At 64.9% G+C, this 17,624-nt stretch carries 14 protein-coding genes; 8 read left to right on the top strand and 6 right to left on the bottom strand.

All coding sequences use genetic code 11. The features are described 5' to 3' along the window. Window positions 1–3 precede the first annotated feature (3 nt). The 3 genes from cobN to ABOC32_RS19055 all read left to right on the top strand — a co-directional run bounded on the left by cobN (window position 4) and on the right by ABOC32_RS19055 (window position 5,457). Window positions 4–3,765, top strand: coding sequence for a cobaltochelatase subunit CobN (gene cobN / locus ABOC32_RS19065; RefSeq protein WP_426808398.1), 3,762 nt, complete (start codon window positions 4–6; stop codon window positions 3,763–3,765). Window position 3,766: 1 nt separating this feature from the next. Next, window positions 3,767–4,789, top strand: coding sequence for an ATP-binding protein (locus ABOC32_RS19060; RefSeq protein ID WP_426808397.1), 1,023 nt, complete (start codon window positions 3,767–3,769; stop codon window positions 4,787–4,789). 101 nt (window positions 4,790–4,890) lie between these two features. Next, entirely contained in the window at window positions 4,891–5,457 is a 567-nt protein-coding gene (locus ABOC32_RS19055; RefSeq protein ID WP_426808396.1) for a vWA domain-containing protein, read from the top strand. A gap of 106 nt (window positions 5,458–5,563) precedes the next feature. On the opposite strand, the gene ABOC32_RS19050 is transcribed toward ABOC32_RS19055, so the two are convergent. Then, the gene (locus tag ABOC32_RS19050) at window positions 5,564–5,830 is read right to left on the bottom strand and encodes a hypothetical protein (RefSeq protein WP_186676691.1); all 267 of its coding nucleotides are present in this window, start codon (window positions 5,828–5,830) and stop codon (window positions 5,564–5,566) included. A 341-nt stretch (window positions 5,831–6,171) separates the two neighbouring features. On the opposite strand from ABOC32_RS19050, the gene ABOC32_RS19045 reads away from it, so the two are divergent. Continuing rightward, entirely contained in the window at window positions 6,172–7,497 is a 1,326-nt protein-coding gene (locus ABOC32_RS19045) for a sigma-54 dependent transcriptional regulator (protein WP_043202284.1), read from the top strand. A gap of 149 nt (window positions 7,498–7,646) precedes the next feature. On the opposite strand, the gene ABOC32_RS19040 is transcribed toward ABOC32_RS19045, so the two are convergent. Further along, window positions 7,647–9,647 (bottom strand): peptidase U32 family protein, encoded by a 2,001-nt coding sequence (locus ABOC32_RS19040; protein WP_426808395.1) that lies wholly within the window; start codon window positions 9,645–9,647, stop codon window positions 7,647–7,649. A 251-nt stretch (window positions 9,648–9,898) separates the two neighbouring features. Next, on the bottom strand, window positions 9,899–10,279 hold the full coding sequence (locus tag ABOC32_RS19035) for a RidA family protein (RefSeq protein ID WP_043202280.1): 381 nt from the start codon (window positions 10,277–10,279) through the stop codon (window positions 9,899–9,901). A gap of 137 nt (window positions 10,280–10,416) precedes the next feature. Between ABOC32_RS19035 and ABOC32_RS19030 the strand changes: the two genes are divergently transcribed. Then, window positions 10,417–11,109, top strand: coding sequence for a tRNA (adenine(22)-N(1))-methyltransferase (locus ABOC32_RS19030; protein WP_426808394.1), 693 nt, complete (start codon window positions 10,417–10,419; stop codon window positions 11,107–11,109). A gap of 1 nt (window position 11,110) precedes the next feature. Here the strand turns inward: ABOC32_RS19030 and ABOC32_RS19025 are convergent, their stop codons facing one another. After that, window positions 11,111–11,371: a DUF2790 domain-containing protein gene (locus ABOC32_RS19025; RefSeq protein ID WP_426808393.1), complete on the bottom strand. Its 261-nt coding sequence runs from the start codon at window positions 11,369–11,371 to the stop codon at window positions 11,111–11,113. A 125-nt stretch (window positions 11,372–11,496) separates the two neighbouring features. Between ABOC32_RS19025 and ABOC32_RS19020 the strand changes: the two genes are divergently transcribed. After that, window positions 11,497–12,429, top strand: a complete 933-nt coding sequence (locus ABOC32_RS19020) for a LysR family transcriptional regulator (RefSeq protein ID WP_426808392.1) — start codon at window positions 11,497–11,499, stop codon at window positions 12,427–12,429. A 139-nt stretch (window positions 12,430–12,568) separates the two neighbouring features. Here the strand turns inward: ABOC32_RS19020 and ABOC32_RS19015 are convergent, their stop codons facing one another. Together ABOC32_RS19015 and ABOC32_RS19010 are read right to left on the bottom strand one after the other, a co-directional pair. Continuing rightward, window positions 12,569–13,720 (bottom strand): acyl-CoA dehydrogenase family protein, encoded by a 1,152-nt coding sequence (locus ABOC32_RS19015; protein ID WP_426808391.1) that lies wholly within the window; start codon window positions 13,718–13,720, stop codon window positions 12,569–12,571. 16 nt (window positions 13,721–13,736) lie between these two features. Next, window positions 13,737–14,807 carry an enoyl-CoA hydratase/isomerase family protein gene (locus ABOC32_RS19010; RefSeq protein ID WP_426808390.1) on the bottom strand — a complete coding sequence of 357 codons (1,071 nt, stop codon included), beginning with the start codon at window positions 14,805–14,807 and terminating at the stop codon, window positions 13,737–13,739. A gap of 255 nt (window positions 14,808–15,062) precedes the next feature. Here ABOC32_RS19010 and mdcA point away from each other — a divergent pair, with 255 nt between their 5' ends. Further along, the gene (mdcA, locus tag ABOC32_RS19005) at window positions 15,063–16,724 is read left to right on the top strand and encodes a malonate decarboxylase subunit alpha (RefSeq protein WP_426808389.1); all 1,662 of its coding nucleotides are present in this window, start codon (window positions 15,063–15,065) and stop codon (window positions 16,722–16,724) included. After that, window positions 16,724–17,623 carry a triphosphoribosyl-dephospho-CoA synthase gene (locus ABOC32_RS19000; RefSeq protein ID WP_426808388.1) on the top strand — a complete coding sequence of 300 codons (900 nt, stop codon included), beginning with the start codon at window positions 16,724–16,726 and terminating at the stop codon, window positions 17,621–17,623. Before mdcA ends, ABOC32_RS19000 begins: the two co-directional genes overlap by 1 nt. Window position 17,624 lies beyond the last annotated feature (1 nt).

The following is a 17,624-nucleotide window of genomic DNA, read 5'->3' as shown; positions in this document are numbered from 1 at the left end:
CCCATGCACCTGCTGCGGACCCAGCCCGGCGGCTTCGTGCCGGACGACAGTATTGCCGATCTCGGCCAGACACCCGCCGAACTGGTGATTCTCTGCAGCGGCGATTCGCACCTGGCGTTGCTCGCCGATACCGCCGAGCAATTACCTGAAGGCTTCCCCAGCCTGCGCCTGGCCAACCCGATGCAGGTGCAGAACCACGCTTCGGTCGACCTGTATGTCGACCAGGTGCTGCGCCATGCCAAGGTCATTCTGGTGTCGCTGCACGGCGGCGTCGGTTACTGGCGCTATGGCGTCGAGCAACTGGTCGAGCTGGCCGCCCGTGGCGTGCAGCTGATTATGGTGCCGGGCGATGACCGCCCGGACCCGGAGCTGACCCGCCTTGGCACCGTTACGGGCGAGCAGGCCGAGCGCCTCTGGCACTACTTGCGCCAAGGCGGCAAGGCCAATGCCATAAACCTGTACAACTGCCTGGCCAACCAGTGGCTGGGCCGCGATTATGCCTGGGACGAGCCGCAACCCTTGCCGCGCACCGCCGTGTATCACCCGGCCAAGGGCAGTGTGGCGCTGGAAGACTGGTACCCGCACTGGCACCCGGACTACCCGGTGGCGCCGCTGCTGTTCTACCGCTCCCACTTGCAGGCGGCCAACACCGGGTTCATCGACGTGTTCTGCCAGCGCCTGCAGGCGGCTGGCTTGAACCCGTTGCCGATCGCCGTGGCCAGCCTCAAGGAAAGCGCCTGCCTGGAGCAGGTCGAAGCCTGGCTGGACGAAGTCGGTGCCGAAGTGCTGGTCAATACCACCGGTTTTGCCCTGTCCAGCCCCGAACGCCCCAACCTGCGCCCGTTCCGCCGCGACATCCCGGTACTGCAGGCCATCTGCGCGCAGGACAACCAGCCCGGCTGGGAAGCCAGCGAACAGGGGCTGGGTGCGCGTGACCTGGCCATGCACATCGCCTTGCCCGAACTGGACGGGCGCATCATTACCCGCCCGGTCAGTTTCAAAGACATGGCCTGGCGCAGCGAGCGCAGCCAATCCGACGTGGTGTGCTACCGCGCCCACCCCGAGCGGATGGACTTTGTTGCCGAACTGGCCCGCCGCTGGGTCGAACTGGCGCGCCTGCCCAATACCCAGAAGCGCGTTGCCCTGGTGCTGGCCAACTACCCGACCCGCGATGGCCGTATTGGCAATGGCGTCGGCCTGGACACGCCCGCTGCCGCACTGAACATCCTCAAGGCGCTGCAAGCCGAAGGCTACCCGCTGGCCGATTTGCCGGGCAGCGGCACGCAACTGATTCACCAGCTGCTTGGCGGCGTGACCAACGACCTGGACCATCTCGACCAGCGCCCCTGCGCCCAGAGCCTGAGCCTGGCCGACTACCAGGCCGCTTTCGAGCGCTTGCCCGAGGCCAATCGCCAGGCAGTGCTGGAGCGCTGGGGGCCGCCCGAGCAGGACCCGATGCACCGCAGTGGCCGGCTGATGGTGGCCGGCTTGCGCTTTGGCCTGACCTTCGTCGGCATCCAGCCAGCCCGGGGCTACCAGGTAGACCCCAGCGCGGTGTATCACGACCCCGACCTGGTGCCGCCGCACGGCTACCTGGCGTTTCACTTCTGGCTGCGCCACGCGTTCGCCGCCGACGCGGTGATCCATGTCGGCAAACACGGCAACCTCGAATGGTTGCCCGGCAAGGGCGTCGGTTTGTCGGCGCAGTGCTGGCCGGACGCGCTGCTGGGCCCACTGCCGAACATCTACCCGTTCATTGTCAACGACCCGGGCGAGGGCGCCCAGGCCAAGCGCCGTACTCAGGCGGTGATCATCGACCACCTGATGCCGCCGCTGACCCGCGCCGAAACCTATGGCCCGTTGCGCCACCTGGAGCAGTTGGCCGACGAGTTCTACGAAGCGCAGTTGCTCGACCCGCGGCGCGCCCGCGAGTTGCAGCGTGACATCCTCGAGCTGGTCAAGGTCAACCACATCGACCGCGAGCTGGAACTCGAAGGGCAGCTGGACGATGCCGCCGTATGGCTGCCGCGCCTGGACACCTACCTGTGCGACCTGAAGGAATCGCAGATTCGCGATGGCCTGCATGTGTTTGGCCAGTCGCCAGAAGGGCGTCTGCGCCTGGATACGCTGCTGGCACTGTTGCGGGTTGAGCGTGGTGACGGCCGTGGCGGCAATGCCAGCTTGCTGCGGGCTTTGGCCAAGGCCCTGGTGCCAGGCTTCGACCCACTCGATTGCGAGCTTGGGCTGCCCTGGCAGGGCGCACGCCCCGAGCAGCTGCAGGCCATCAGCATTGAACCCTGGCGCACCTGCGGGGATACCCGCGAGCGCCTGGAGCTTTTGGCGCAGCAGGTGATCGAGCAAGCGCTGGGTGGCACCCTGCAGTTGCCTGACCTGAGCGAATGGCAGCCGGTGCACGACGTTGTGCACGCCTTGCGCGAAGCAGTGGCACCCAGCCTGGATGCCTGCGGTACTGCTGAAATGAATGGCCTGCTGGCAGCGCTGGCCGGGCGATTCGTGCCAGCCGGCCCCAGCGGTGCCCCCAGCCGTGGGCGCCTCGACGTGCTGCCCACCGGCCGCAACTTCTATACCGTGGACGTGCGCAACCTACCCACCACCACGGCCTGGCGCCTGGGCTTCGCCTCGGCCAGCCTGATCCTCGAACGCCACCTGCAGGACCACGGTGACCACCTGCGCCAGCTTGGCCTGTCGGTGTGGGGCACGGCGACCATGCGTACCGGCGGCGACGACATCGCCCAGGCCATGGCGCTGATGGGCGTGCGGCCGGTGTGGGCCACCGGCAGCCAGCGCGTGGACGATTTTGAAATACTGCCGCTGAGCCTGCTCGACCGCCCGCGGGTGGATGTGACCTTGCGCGTTTCGGGCTTTTTCCGTGATGCCTTCGGCAACCTTATCCGGCTGTTCGACGCCGCCGTGCAGGCGGTGGCCGCGCTGGATGAGCCCGACGACCTCAACCCTTTGGCCGCCCGTGTACGCAGCGAGCGTGCCACGCTGCAAGCGCAAGGCGTAGACGCCGAGCAGGCCGCGCGCCAGGCCGGCTGGCGGGTGTTCGGCGCCAAACCAGGTGCGTATGGGGCCGGGGTGCAGAACGCCATCGACGGGCGCTTGTGGCACAGCCGCGACGACCTGGCCGAGGTCTACCTCAACCACGGCGGCTACGCCTACGGCGGCAGCGACGACGGCACCCCGGCCCGCGCCCAGTTCGCCCAGCGCCTGGCCAAGGTGCAGGCGGTGCTGCAGAACCAGGACAACCACGAACACGACCTGCTTGACTCGAACGATTACTACCAGTTCCAGGGTGGCATGCTGGCGGCGTCGGAAACCTTGTCCGGGGCGACGGTGGCCAGCTACCACGGCGACCACAGCCAGGTCGACCGACCCCGCATCCGTACCCTCAAGGAAGAGCTGAACCGGGTGATCCGCGCCCGCGCGCTCAACCCCAAGTGGATCGACGGGGTCAAGCGCCACGGCTACAAGGGCGCCTTCGAGATGGCGGCGACGGTCGACAACCTGTTTGCTTTCGACGCCACCACGCACCTGATCGACGACCATCATTACCAGGGGCTGGCCGATGCCTACGTGCTCGACCCGGCGACCCGCGACTTCATGCGCGAGCACAACCCCGAGGCCCTGCGCGACCTCACCGAGCGCCTGCTGGAGGCCCAGCAGCGCGGGCTGTGGCAGGCGCCGGGCGACTACCGCGAAGCCCTTGAGGAACAACTGCTCGACGGCGAGGAACAGGCTTGAAATGAGTGAACCCGTGCAATTTCCGCTGGCCGCCGTGGTCGGTGCCGACGACCTGAAGCTGGCGCTGTGCCTGACCGCCATCGACCCGAAAATCGGCGGTGTGCTGATCGAGGGACCGCGTGGCATGGCCAAGAGCACCTTGGCCCGGGGCCTGGCTGACCTGCTTGGCGAGGGCCCGTTCGTCACCCTGCCACTCGGCGCCAGTGAAGAACGGCTGGTCGGCACCCTCGACCTGGATGCCGCGCTGGGGCAGGGCAAGGCGCAGTTTTCCCCGGGTGTGCTGGCGCACGCCGACGGTGGCGTGCTGTATGTCGATGAGGTCAACCTGCTGCCCGACACGCTGGTCGACCTGTTGCTGGACGTGGCTGCCAGTGGTACCAACCGCATCGAGCGCGACGGCATCTCGCACCGGCACAGCGCCCGCTTCGTGCTGATCGGTACCATGAACCCGGAAGAGGGCGAACTGCGCCCGCAGTTGCTCGACCGTTTTGGTCTGAACGTGGCCCTGGAAGGCCTGCCCGAGCCTGAGGCCCGTCAGCAGATCATTCGCCGGCGCCTGGCCTTCGACAGTGACCCGCAGGCTTTCTGCACGCAATGGGCTGCGGCCCAGGCGCAGTTGCGCGAGCGCTGCCAGGCGGCGCGCCATGCCCTGGCCGGTATTGCCCTGGATGACCAGGCGCTGGCCTGGATTACCGAGCGTTGCTACGCCGCCGGCGTCGACGGCTTGCGCGCCGACCTGGTGTGGTTGCGTGCGGCACGTGCCCACTGTGCCTGGCGTGGTGGTGCGGCCATCGAAGAAGTGGATGTCGAAGCGGTGGCCGAATTTGCCCTGCGCCATCGCCGCCGCGTTGCGCCCCAGGCCAACCCGCCGTCAGCACCGCAGCCGCCTGAGCAGCAGCCCGGCCAGCAAAGCGCTGGCAACGCTGGCGAACAAGGCGGACAGGGTGACTGGGGCGCGTTGCCGGCGCAACCCGTGGCCAGCGGCGCACGCCGCGAGGTACCCAACTGGGCAAAAAAGCCCTGAGCATCCCCCAATCAACTGCAAAAGGGGCGGATGCCAAAGCGGGCGCAGGCAAGCAGAACGCTACCAGCCGTGGCCGCGCGCGCAGTACGGCAAGCGGCCAAGTGGCCTGGCTGCCGACCTTGCTCAAAGGGCGGCCACGGCTGCGCCAGGACCTGTGCTGGCAACAACGCCAGGCCAAACCGGCAGAGTTGTGGCTGGTGATCGTCGATGCTTCGTCCTCGACCCGCCGTCACCAGGCGCTGGCACACACCAAAGGGCTGTTGGCAGCACTGTTCGACCAGGCCTACCGACAGCGCGCCCGGCTGGCCTTGCTGACCGCCAGCGGGCGTGCACCGCAGTGGCAGCGCCACGGCCTGAAGGCCTCGGCGGCCTTGCAACCTTGGCTGCAGGCCTTGGGCGCAGGTGGTGGTACGCCGCTGATCGCGGCACTGGAACAGGCCCGGCATTGGCTACAGGCACGCCAGCGCGCGCATCCGGATGAAGCCGTGCGCTGCTTGGTATTTACCGACGGTCGCCTGCAACACTGGAACACCGTACAACCCATGCCCTGTGCCACTATGCTGGTGGACATGGAATTGGCGCCGGTGCGTGTTGGGCGCGCACAGCGTCTGGCCGAACAACTGCAGGCCGAATACCAACACTTGCAGCAGTTCAAAGCCGTGGACTGAACAATAATGATGCGACACTATGTCGCAATGGTGGAAGTTGCCAGAACAGCAACTTTGCATTTGAACAAGTGCGTGGCATTGCACGCACTTGGTTTGCAAGGCGATATTACTTTGGCATCGACCACGGTTGCAGGTCGTAACCTTTTTCGCACAGTTCGGCGCGCACTTCTTCGATCAGGCTGGCCCACTGGGCAGGGTCGGAGTAGATGCTCGAAGACACTTGCTTGCTGCCGATGCGGGTGCTGGTCCGGTCGATCACTGCCAGGCTCAGCTCACCAGTACCATTGGGTGCATCCCAGGCTACGCACTGGAAAGGTTCGAAGGCGTGGTCGGCAATCAGCAGTGCTTCGTTGACACGGAGCGGGGCATTCATGGTTCGGTCTCTCTATGGTCCCAAACATCGAAGTGATTCCGCGTTGCTTTAAAGTCGCCTCAATGGTCGCGAAGTGCAGCGCGGGGTTATGTGTACTGATGCTCGTTGTCCGGGGGCAAGTCACACATTAGATGTAAAATTTTTTGTCAGGCTTCAATCCGTTCTGTCCTGCGCCGCCATGTGATGTCGATAAAGTGCGAAAATTCCCGTGGCACTTTGTAAAAAAATACGTCAGCAGACAGACGGTAGTGGGCACCGTCAACTTCGTTGCTACTGTTAAACGGGCGCCACAACTTGCTGTTTTACTTCATAAAACCAAAAACTGGCGCCAAGGATCGGTCATGCAACAGCCTGCCGCTCAACGTCGTTTGCTCATCGTCGACCCCTGCGACGACTGCCACCAATTGTTGCCTGGCCTGAGTAGTGCAGGCTGGGATGTGGACAGCTGTATGCTCGGTGCCGCGCTCGATCACCCTTGTGATGTGGGCCTGCTGCGCTTGCAGGCTTCGCACCTGAGGCACCCGGACGCGGTCAAGGACATGATCAAGCGCAGTAACACCGAATGGATCGCGGTGTTAAGCGCCGAACAGTTGCGCATGCCGGCCGTCGGCGATTTTGTCTGCGAATGGTTCTTCGACTTCCACACCCTGCCATTCGATGTCTCTCGCGTGCAGGTCACCCTTGGCCGGGCGTTCGGCATGGCGCGCCTGCGAGGCAAAGGGGCCGCCAAGGTGGACGAAGCCACCCACGAACTGCTCGGCGAAAGCCGGCCGATCCGCGAGTTGCGCAAGCTGCTGGGCAAATTGGCGCCCACCGAGTCGCCGGTGCTGATCCGTGGTGAAAGCGGTACGGGCAAGGAACTGGTGGCCCGCACCCTGCATCGGCAGTCGCAACGCAGCGACCAGCCGTTCGTCGCCATCAACTGCGGGGCAATCCCCGAGCACCTGATCCAGTCCGAACTGTTCGGCCATGAAAAGGGCGCTTTCACCGGTGCCCACCAGCGCAAGACCGGGCGCATTGAAGCCGCCCATGGTGGCACGTTGTTCCTGGATGAAATCGGTGACCTGCCGCTGGAATTGCAAGCCAATCTACTGCGTTTTCTGCAAGAGAAGCACATCGAACGGGTGGGCGGCAGCCAGCCGATTCCGGTGGATGCGCGGGTGTTGGCTGCAACCCACGTGGACCTGGAAAGAGCCATCGAACAGGGGCGTTTTCGCGAAGACCTGTACTACCGCCTGAACGTGTTGCAGGTGGTGACTGCGCCCCTGCGCGACCGGCACGGTGACTTGTCGATGCTGGCCAGCCATTTTGCCCATTTCTACAGCCTGGAGACCGGTCGCCGGCCACGATCGTTCAGCGACCATGCGCTGGCGGCCATGGGCCGACATGACTGGCCGGGCAATGTGCGCGAGCTGGCCAACCGGGTGCGCCGCGGCTTGGTGCTGGCTGAAGGCAGGCAGATCGAGGCGCAGGACCTGGGCCTGCAAACGTTGGACCAAGGGCAACAGCCCCTGGGCACGCTGGAAGAGTACAAGCAGCGGGCCGAGCGCCAGGCCTTGTGCGATGTGCTTAACCGGCACAGCGATAACATGAGCGTGGCGGCGAAGGTGCTGGGGATTTCGCGGCCGACCTTCTACCGCCTGCTGCACAAGCATCAGATCCGCTGATTGTGGGAGCGGGCTTGCCCATGGCACCGGCTTCGCCGGTGTTCGCAGCACAAGGCTGCTCCTACAGGTACAGCGCGGGCCTCGAAGGCGGTGCTGTACCTGTGGGAGCAGCCTTGCGCTGCGAAAGAGCCGTTACAGGCTAAAGGTGATCAGTGTGGCGCGCGCACAATGGTCTTCAGCAGGTCTTCCGGGCTGATGTGCCCCACCACCTGGGCCACCGCGCTGCCTGGGGTTGGCAGGTCGATGATGTGGCTTTTCATCTTCCCGACCACATGCATCTCGCACGGTTTGCAGTCGAACTTCAGGGTCAGCACTTCATCACCCTGAATCAGCTGCATCGGTGCCACCTTGGTGCGCACGCCGGTCACGCCCTTGGCCTGTTTGGGGCACAGGTTGAAGGAGAAGCGCAGGCAGTGCTTGGTGATCATCACCGGCACTTCACCGTGTTCTTCATGGGCCTCGTAGGCCGCGTCGATCAGCTGCACGCCGTGGCGGTGGTAGAAGTCGCGGGCCTTCTGGTTGTACACGTTGGCCAGGAACGACAGGTGCGACTCGGGGTACACCGGTGGTGGCGTGGTCTCGGCCTTGCGCCCGCCACGCGGGTGCGCCTTGATGCGTGCCTCGGTCAGCGCCTCGATGGCTTCACGGCGCAGGGCCTTGAGCTGCGAGTTGGGGATGAAGTACGCCTGCGGCGCGTCCAGCTCGATGCTGCTGGCGTGGTACATCGTGGTACCCAGCTGGCCAAGCAGGTCGTGCAACTGGTCCAGTGCCTGCTGCGGCTTGTTGGCCGCGCCGAACGGGCCGTCCAGGGCCACCTGCACGCTGACGCCTTCCTCACTGCTGAGGGTCAGCATCAAGCGTTGCTCGCGCAGTACAGCATGCCATTCCACACCCACCCGGCGCTCGGAGGAGGTGCGTTGCAGGGCCTGCTGCCAGTTGTGGTCGAGGTTGCGCGACAGCGGGTGGTTGGGCCGCAGCTTGTGCAGGCCTTCGGGCATTTCGTTGGGCTCGACGCGGTAGCGGTAGCGCTTCTGGCCGTCTTCTTCGAACTCGCCACGGGGTTCTGCGATGTTGGCGCGGAACCCCACCACTTCACGTTTGACCAGCACATTCAGGCCGTCGCCGTTGGTCAGTGGCACCTCGGTGACGACTTGCATGTCACGCTTGCCGACCTTCTCCACCACACCTACCGGCAGGCCGGTGAAAGTTGGCGAGTCGAAGGCGCCGATATCGACTTTGCGGTCGGTAACGAAATAGTCGGTGCTGCCACGGTGGAAGGTTTTATCCGGGTCGGGCAAGAAGAAGTGCTCGGTCCGGCCGCTGGACGCACGGGCATATTGCGGGCGGCCTTCGAGGATGGCGTCGAGCTCTTTGCGGTAGTGGGCGGTGATGTTCTTCACATAGCCCATGTCCTTGTAGCGGCCCTCGATCTTGAACGAGCGCACGCCGGCATCGACCAAGTCGGCCAGGTTGGCGGTCTGGTTGTTGTCCTTCATCGACAGCAGGTGCTTCTCGAACGCCACCACGCGGCCCTGGTCATCTTTCAGGGTGTAGGGCAGGCGGCAGGCCTGCGAACAGTCGCCACGGTTGGCGCTTCGGCCGGTCTGCGCGTGGGAGATGTTGCACTGGCCGGAGAAGGCCACGCACAGCGCACCGTGGATGAAGAACTCGATGGCAGCGTCGGTTTCGGCGGCGATGGCGCGAATTTGCTGCAGGTTCAGCTCACGGGCCAGTACCAGCTGGGAGAAACCGGCCTGGTCGAGGAACTTGGCCCGCTCCAGGGTGCGGATGTCGGTCTGGGTACTGGCGTGCAACTCGATCGGCGGGATGTCCAGCTCCATCACCCCCAGGTCCTGCACGATCAGCGCGTCGACGCCGGCGTCGTACAGCTGATGGATCAGCTTGCGTGCCGGTTCCAGCTCGTTGTCGTGGAGGATGGTGTTGATGGTGGTGAACACGCGCGCATGGTAGCGACGGGCGAACTCGACCAGTTCGGCGATCTCGCCCACTTCGTTGCAGGCGTTATGGCGCGCGCCAAAGCTTGGGCCGCCGATGTAGATGGCGTCAGCGCCGTGCAGGATCGCTTCACGGGCGATGGCCACGTCACGGGCAGGGCTGAGCAGTTCCAGGTGATTCTTTGGAAGGGACATGTCGTTATATTTTCGGGCTGCCACGGTTTAGGCGGGCATTGTAGCGGCGAAACGGGCTGGCGGCACCCTCGGGGTGCCGGGAGGTGCGGGACGGGTTGCCAGGCACCGCTTTTTGTAGGAGCGGCCTTGTGTCGCGATGGGCCGCAAAGCGGCCCCAGCGATATCTGCGGCGAAGCTGAAAATCTGGGGGCGCTGCGCACCCCAATCGCGACACAAGGCCGCTCCTACAGGGATCGTGTATTACGCGAAGATCAGCGCTTGGCAGCCATCGCGGTCACTTCGACGCGCATGCCTTCGAATGCCAGGGAGGCTACACCCACGGCCGCGCGAACGGGCCATGGCTTGCTGAAGAAGCGCTGGTACACCTCGTTGAATGCCGCGCGGTCAGCCATGTCGGTGAGGTAGATGGTCAGGTGCAGCACGCGGTCCATGCCGCTGCCGGCCTTTTCCAGCGCCACTTTCAGCGCCTCAAGGGTGCATTCGCTTTGCTCGACGATGCCGCCCAGCTCCAGGCTGCCATCGGCGTGGGTCGGGATCTGGGTGGTGACCAGCACGCCGTTGAACTCGGCGACGTCGGACGAAATCGACTCGGCGTCCGGGTCCGGGGTGTAGATGATGTCTGCATGTGCCATGGTGTGTTTTGCCTTGCTACGGAAGGAAAGCGGCAAGCCTACGCGAGCAGGCGGATCCGGTCGAGGGCGCCCCGGTGTTTGAAATGCGCGGCATTCGCCGTCAGAATCGCGCCCCATTGCAAAGCCAGGGGCACATTTTGAACGAACAGACTTTGTCCAGGCGCCTGGAGCGCGTGGCTGCACATGTACCGCAGGGCGCGCGCTTGGCCGACATCGGCTCGGACCACGGTTACCTGCCGGTAGCGTTGATGCTGCGGGGTGTGATCGAGGCCGGGGTGGCGGGCGAGGTGGCGCAGACGCCGTTCGCCTCGGCACAGCGCAATGTACGCAGAAACGGCCTGCAAGACCGGTTGACCGTGCGCCTGGCCGATGGCCTGGCGGCGGTCGAGCCGCACGACAGCATTTCGGTGGTCAGCATCTGCGGCATGGGCGGCGACACCATGTGCGAGATCCTCGAGGCCGGCAAGCAGCGCCTTGGCGGCGTCACGCGCCTGGTATTGCAGCCCAATGGCGGTGAGCGCGAGCTGCGCCAGTGGCTGGCGGGCAATGGCTACCAGATCGTCAGCGAAGAACTGCTGCGGGAAAACCGCTTCGATTACGAAATCATCGTCGCCGAGCCTGGCAGGGTGGTGTACAGCGCTGAACAGCTGTACTTCGGCCCGGTGTTGATGCAGGAAAAAAGCGAGGCGTTTCTGGTCAAGTGGCGGCGCATGTTGCGGCAGAAGCAGCAAACCCTGGCCAATTTCCAACGGGCCCGCGATGCGGTGCCTCAGGCGAAAATCGACGATTTCAATCAACAGGTGGGCTGGATCACCCAGGTACTGGCCTGACTCACTGCTGCGAGCAGTTGCCCATTTCGCGGTAATCGATTTCGCGTTTCTGGCCCTGGTGGTCGACGTACACCATGTGCGCAGTGCCAATCTGGCAGTCGGCGGCGTTGCTGGCCGGGGTGATGGAGATGACCTTGGCGACGTCCAGCGGCATGCCGTACTCGTAATTGCTGCTGGTTGGCTGTGCACTGCCCGCATCGGCAAAGGCGGCGAACGAGGCAAGGGTGGCGGCAACAGCAAGGACAGCGATCGAACGTTTCATGACAGGCTCCTTTTCTTGAATGTATGACTAATGATGTATTCAGTGGTCATCCACAATAAATGGGCCAGTCCGTGATAGATTCCTGCCTGTAACGCAAGAATAAGACTGAACAAGGAGCTCACCCCATGGACATGCTGCATGCCATGCGTACCTTCGCCCGTGTGGTGGAATGTGGCAGCTTCGCTGCGGCCGCCAATGCGTTGGATATTTCTGCCGCACAGGTTTCGCGCATCGTCGCCGAGCTGGAAAACCAGCTGCAGACCCGCCTGCTGCACCGCACCACCCGGCGCTTGCGCATGAGTGAGGCGGGTGAGCGGTTTCTGGAGCGTGCGCGGCAGATCATGCTGCTGACCGAAGAAGCGGTGGGTGAAGCCCGCGGTGCGCACCTCACGCCTCGCGGCCATCTGCGTTTGCATTGCCCACATGGCCTGGGCCTGTTGCTGATGCCGCTGGTGGCCGGCTACAACGCGCTGTGCCCGGAAGTGGTGATCGAGCTGACGCTGTCCCAGCGCAACCCTGACCCGCTGGCCGAAGGGCATGACGTGGTGATCACCGTGGACGGTGCGCTGCCGGACTCCCAGCTGATTGCCGTCCCGCTGGGCAATATCTTCAGTATCCCCTGCGCAGCACCCAGTTATCTGGAGCGCCATGGCGTGCCTGAGCGCCCCGAGGACCTGCATGCGCACCGCTGCCTGCGCATGGCGTATCCCATGTATGAAGGCGACTGGGTATTCCCCCAGGGGGTTGACCAGTGCGTGATCGCCCCGAGCGACAACTTCTCCACCAACGTTGCCGACGCCATGCTGGTGGCCAGTGAATTGGGCATGGGCATCGGCCTGCTGCCGTTCTATACGGCCAGCCAGTCGATCCAGCAGGGGCGTTTGTGCAGGCTGCTGGCGCCGTACCGGCTGCGCGAAAGTGCGCTGTATGCGATGTACCCGTCGCGGCATTACCTGGATGCCAAGGTGCGCACCTGGATCGACTACCTCAAGGAGCAGCTGCCGGCGGTGTTCGAAGGGCATGCGAAGGTGGTGGATGATTCGCGCTATTGGCGATAGGCGCCTACTGCTCGCGCAAGCCTGTCACTCATCCTGTGGGAGCGGGCATGCCCGCGAACACCGGCGAAGCCGGTGCCATCAATCGCGTTGCCTGATTCGCGGGCACGCCCGCTCCCACAGAGACGATGTCGCCGCGCGACTACAGGGGGTAGTGCTTCAGCTCCCGCGCAATCAGCATCCGCTGGATCTCGCTCGACCCTTCATAGATCTGGGTAATCCGCGCATCGCGGTAATGGCGCTCCACCGGGTAATCCTCCAGGTAGCCATACCCGCCATGCACCTGGATCGCCATCGAGCACACCCGCTCGGCCATTTCCGAAGCGAACAATTTGGCCTGCGAGGCCTCTGACAGGCACGGCTTGCCGGCACTGCGCAGGCGGGCGGCATGCAGGATCAGCAAACGTGCGGCGTTCACCTGTACCTGCATGTCGGCCAGCAGGTTGGCGATGCTCTGGTGCTCGTTGATCGGCTTGCCGAACTGCACCCTGTCGCGCGAGTAGACCAGCGCCGCCTCGAACGCGGCGCGGGCGATGCCCAACGCCTGGGCGGCGATGCCGATACGGCCGCCTTCCAGGTTGGACAGGGCGATGGCCAGGCCCTTGCCACGCTCGCCAAGGAGGTTGGCAGCTGGGATGCGGCAGTTGTCGAAGGTAACCGCGCAGGTGTCGGAGGCGCGGATGCCCATCTTGTGCTCGCTGCGGTCCACCTTGAAGCCCGGGTTGTCGGTGGGCACCAGGAATGCCGACAGGCCCTTCTTGCCCAGCTCCGGGTCGGTCACCGCAAAGACGATGGCCAGGCCGGCGCGGCGGGCATTACTGACGAACTGCTTGGCACCGTTGATTACCCACTCGCCGTTGACCAGCTCAGCGCGGGTGCGCAGGTTGTGGGCCTCGGAGCCGGCCTGCGGCTCGGTCAGGCAGAAGCAGCCGATTACCTCGCCGCTGGCCAGGCGCGGCAGCCATTGCTGTTGCTGTTCGGCGGTACCGTAGGCCAGCAGCGGGCCGCAGCCTACCGAGTTGTGAATGCTCATCATCGCCCCGGTGGCGCCGCAGCCAGCGGCGATTTCTTCCACGGCCAGGGCGTAGGCGACATAGTCGGTATAGCTGCCGCCGAAGTCCTCCGGCACCACCATGCCCAGCAGGCCCAGTTCGCCCATCTTGCGCACCACGCCGTCATCGATCCAGCCGGCCTTTTCCCAGGCCTGGGAGTGCGGGGCGATCTCGCCACGGGCAAAGTCCCGGGCCATGTCGCGGATCATGATCTGTTCTTCGCTCAGTTCCAGGTCTTGCATCTGTGTACTCCCGGGCTCACAGGCCTTCGAAGAATTGGTCAACCCGCTGCGGTTGCAGCGCGGCCAGGGTCGGAGGGTTCCAGCGAGGCTGTTTGTCCTTGTCGATGATCAGGGCGCGCACGCCTTCGATGATGTCGCCGTGCTGGAACCACTGGCGGTCCAGGTGCAGCTCCATGGCGAAGCAGTCTTCCAGCCCCAGCTGGCGACCGCGGCGCAACATCTCCAGGGTAACCGCCATGGCCAGCGGTGAGCGGCTTTCCAGCTGGTCGGCGACGGCCACGGCCCAGGCATGGCTGTCACCGATACTGACCGCACGCAATTGCTCTACGATGGCTTGCAGGTTGGGCAGGGCGAAGAAGTGGTCGATGACCGGGCGCAGTTTTTCCAGGGGTGCATCTTCCAGCGCCTGGGTGCCGAGCGTGGCCAGCAGGTTCTGCAGGTCCTTGAGCGGGTTATCGCCGAAGCTTAGTTGGGCCAGGCCCTGTTCGAGGGCGGCGAGTTTGTCACTGGCCAGGTACCAATCGGCCAAGCCGCAGTACAGGGCGTCGGCCGCCTGGATCTGGGTGCCGCTGACGCCCAGGTAGATGCCCAGCTCGCCGGGGATGCGTGACAGGAAGTAGCTGCCGCCGACATCCGGGAAGTAGCCGATACCGACCTCGGGCATGCCCAGGCGGCTGCGCTCGGTGACCACGCGCAGGTCGCAGCCCTGGGCCAGGCCCATGCCGCCGCCGAGGGTGAAGCCGTCCATCAGCACCAGCACGGGTTTGCGGTAGCGGTGGATGACCAGGTCGAGGGCGTACTCCTCGACGAAGAAGGTTTCATGCAGCGTGTCGCCAGCTTTGAAACTGTCGTGCAGCGAACGGATATCGCCCCCGGCACAGAAGCCTTTTGGGCCCTCGCCGCGTAGCACCACGGCGCGCACTTGCGGGTCTTCGGCCCACTGGTCCAGGTGCTGGCGCAGGCTACGGACCATGTCCAGGGTCAGGGCATTGAGGCCGGCGGGGCGATTCAGGGTCAGGTGGCCGACCTGGTTGCGGACCTCGGCCAGCACATGATCGGTTGCCGAGGTATTAGCGTGCGCAGTCATTGCGTTCTCCCTGCTTTGTTATTGATTTTCCAAGTGAAGTCTGGAGTTCGCTGGAGGATCGCAGGATCCTGTCATGCGAATTTGCCTTGCACAATCGACAATTATGCAGGGGCATCGTGCATTTTTGCTCTAGGCCACTGATCCGGTTGGGCAATTCATTAACCTGACCGTAACGAACACGCCGGTAGCTTGATTGATCCGCCAGGCAGCACAGCCCTAAGGTGACCTCCACGACAGCGAACCTGTGGAGCCACCATGACAATAACTCAGAATCCACCGCCGCAATGGTCGCGGCGGCGCGCCGAAAAGCAGCGCCGCCTCGACCGGGTGCGTCACCTCGCCGACGGCGTGGTGCTGCCCACCGAACGTATCGTCGAAGCCCTCGAACTGCTGCTGGCCCCCGGCGACCGGGTGGTGCTGGAAGGCAACAACCAGAAGCAGGCCGACTTTCTTTCGCGCTCGCTGGCCAAGGTCGACCCTGGGCGCCTGCACGATCTGCACATGATCATGCCAAGCGTCAGCCGCGCCGAGCACCTGGACCTGTTCGAGCGTGGCATCGCCCGCAAGCTCGACTTTTCCTTCGCCGGCCCGCAGAGCCTGCGCATCAGCCAGTTGCTGGAAGATGGCCTGCTCGAAGTCGGTGCCATCCACACCTATATCGAGCTGTATTCGCGGCTGCTGGTCGACCTGATCCCCAACGTCACTCTGGTGGCCGGCTTCATGGCCGACCGCGACGGCAACCTGTACACAGGCCCCAGCACCGAGGACACCCCGGCACTGGTGGAACCGGCCGCGTTCAGCGACGGTATCGTCATCGCCCAGGTCAACCAGCTGGTGGACCGCGTGGACGACCTGCCACGGGTCGACATTCCAGCGTCCTGGGTCGATTTCGTGGTGGTCGCTGACCAGCCTTTCTATATAGAGCCGCTGTTCACCCGCGACCCGCGCCACATCAAGCCGGTGCATGTGTTGATGGCGATGATGGCCATTCGCGGCATCTACGAAAAACACCAGGTGCAATCGCTGAACCATGGCATCGGCTTCAACACCGCCGCCATCGAGCTGATCTTGCCCACCTACGGCGAGTCCCTGGGCCTGAAGGGCAAGATCTGCCGCAACTGGACCCTCAACCCGCACCCGACCCTGATACCGGCCATCGAGACCGGCTGGGTGCAAAGCGTGCACTGCTTCGGCACCGAGCTGGGCATGGAGGACTACATCGCCCAGCGCCCGGACGTGTTCTTCACCGGCCGCGATGGCTCGCTGCGCTCCAACCGCATGATGTGCCAGCTGGCGGGGCAATACGCCGTCGACCTGTTCATCGGCGCTACCTTGCAAGTGGATGGCGATGGCCATTCCTCGACCGTGACCCGCGGCCGCCTGGCCGGCTTTGGCGGTGCGCCGAACATGGGCCACGACCCGCGTGGCCGGCGCCACGCGACACCGGCCTGGCTCGACATGACCGTGCCGGAAACCCTGCTGGAGCGCGGGCGCAAGCTGGTGGTGCAAATGGTCGAGACCTACCAGGAAGGCGGCAAGCCCACCTTCGTGGAAACCCTCGATGCCGTGGAAGTGGCCAAGAAGGCCGGCATGCCATTGGCGCCGGTGATGATCTACGGCGATGACGTTACCCACCTGCTGACCGAGGAGGGCATTGCCTACCTGTACAAGGCCCGCAGCCTGGAAGAACGCCAGCAGATGATTGCCGCCGTGGCCGGGGTGACCGCCATCGGCCTGCGCCACGACCCGAAAGACACCCTGCGCATGCGCCAGCAAGGCCTGATCGCCTTGCCTGAGGACCTCGGCATCCGCCGCGCCGACGCCAGCCGCGAGCTGCTGGCCGCACGCAGCATTGCCGACCTGGTCGAGTGGTCCGGCGGCCTCTACAACCCGCCTGCACGGTTCAGGAGTTGGTGATGAAAGCACTCAGTCTCGAGCTCACCCAGATTCCTGTGGGAGCGGGTTCACCCGCGAAGAGGCCCGCCCAGGCAACAGAAATCCCCCTGGCCGACCACCTGGCCGACCTGGCAGTAGAAGCCCTGATCGACGAAGCAGACCTGTCCCCCAAACCCGGCCTGGTCGACCGCCGCAGCAACGGCGCCCACCACGACATGACCCTGGCCCTGATGCACGCCTCGGCCCTGGCCCTGTGGCCATGCCTGCGCAACATGGCCGAAGCCGCCCAATCCATCGGCACCATCAGCCAGCCCCTGCGCGCCACACTGGGCCAGCTGGGCCGCGAAGGCGAGGCCGCGATGCTTGCCGCCACGCACGGGGTCAATACCCATCGCGGCGCCATCTGGGCACTTGGCCTGCTGGTAGCGTCCACGGCCCTCGATACCCAGGCAGACGCCTGCACCGTGGCCGCCCGCGCCGGGCGTATAGCCCTGTTCGACGACCCGGCCATGCCGCACCAGCACAGCCACGGCGTGCAGGTACGCCACCGCTACGGCACCGGCGGCGCCCGCGAACAGGCACAACAAGGCTTCCCCGCCGTCATCGGTCACGGCCTGCCACAACTCCAGCGCAGCCGCGCAGCCGGTGCCAGCGAGCCGCACGCCCGGCTCGACGCGCTAGTGGCGATCATGGCCGTACTCAGCGACACCTGCGTGCTCTGGCGCAGCGGCCGGGCCGGGCTGGCTGCCGTCCAGCAAGGTGCCCACGCCGTACTTGCCGAAGGCGGCAGCGCCACACTGGCAGGGCGCCGACAACTGCGCCAGCTGGACCAGCAACTGCTGCACCTGAATGCCTCGCCGGGCGGCGCCGCCGACTTGCTCGCCGCCTGCCTGTTCCTCGACAAAGCCGGGAGCCTGTGAC

The organism is Pseudomonas sp. WOUb67 (assembly GCF_050058005.1).
In the GTDB taxonomy this organism is placed as follows: Bacteria; Pseudomonadota; Gammaproteobacteria; order Pseudomonadales; family Pseudomonadaceae; genus Aquipseudomonas; species Aquipseudomonas putida_R.
Note: the sequence above shows the minus strand (reverse complement) of the source record. Positions and strands in the feature narration are given on the sequence as shown.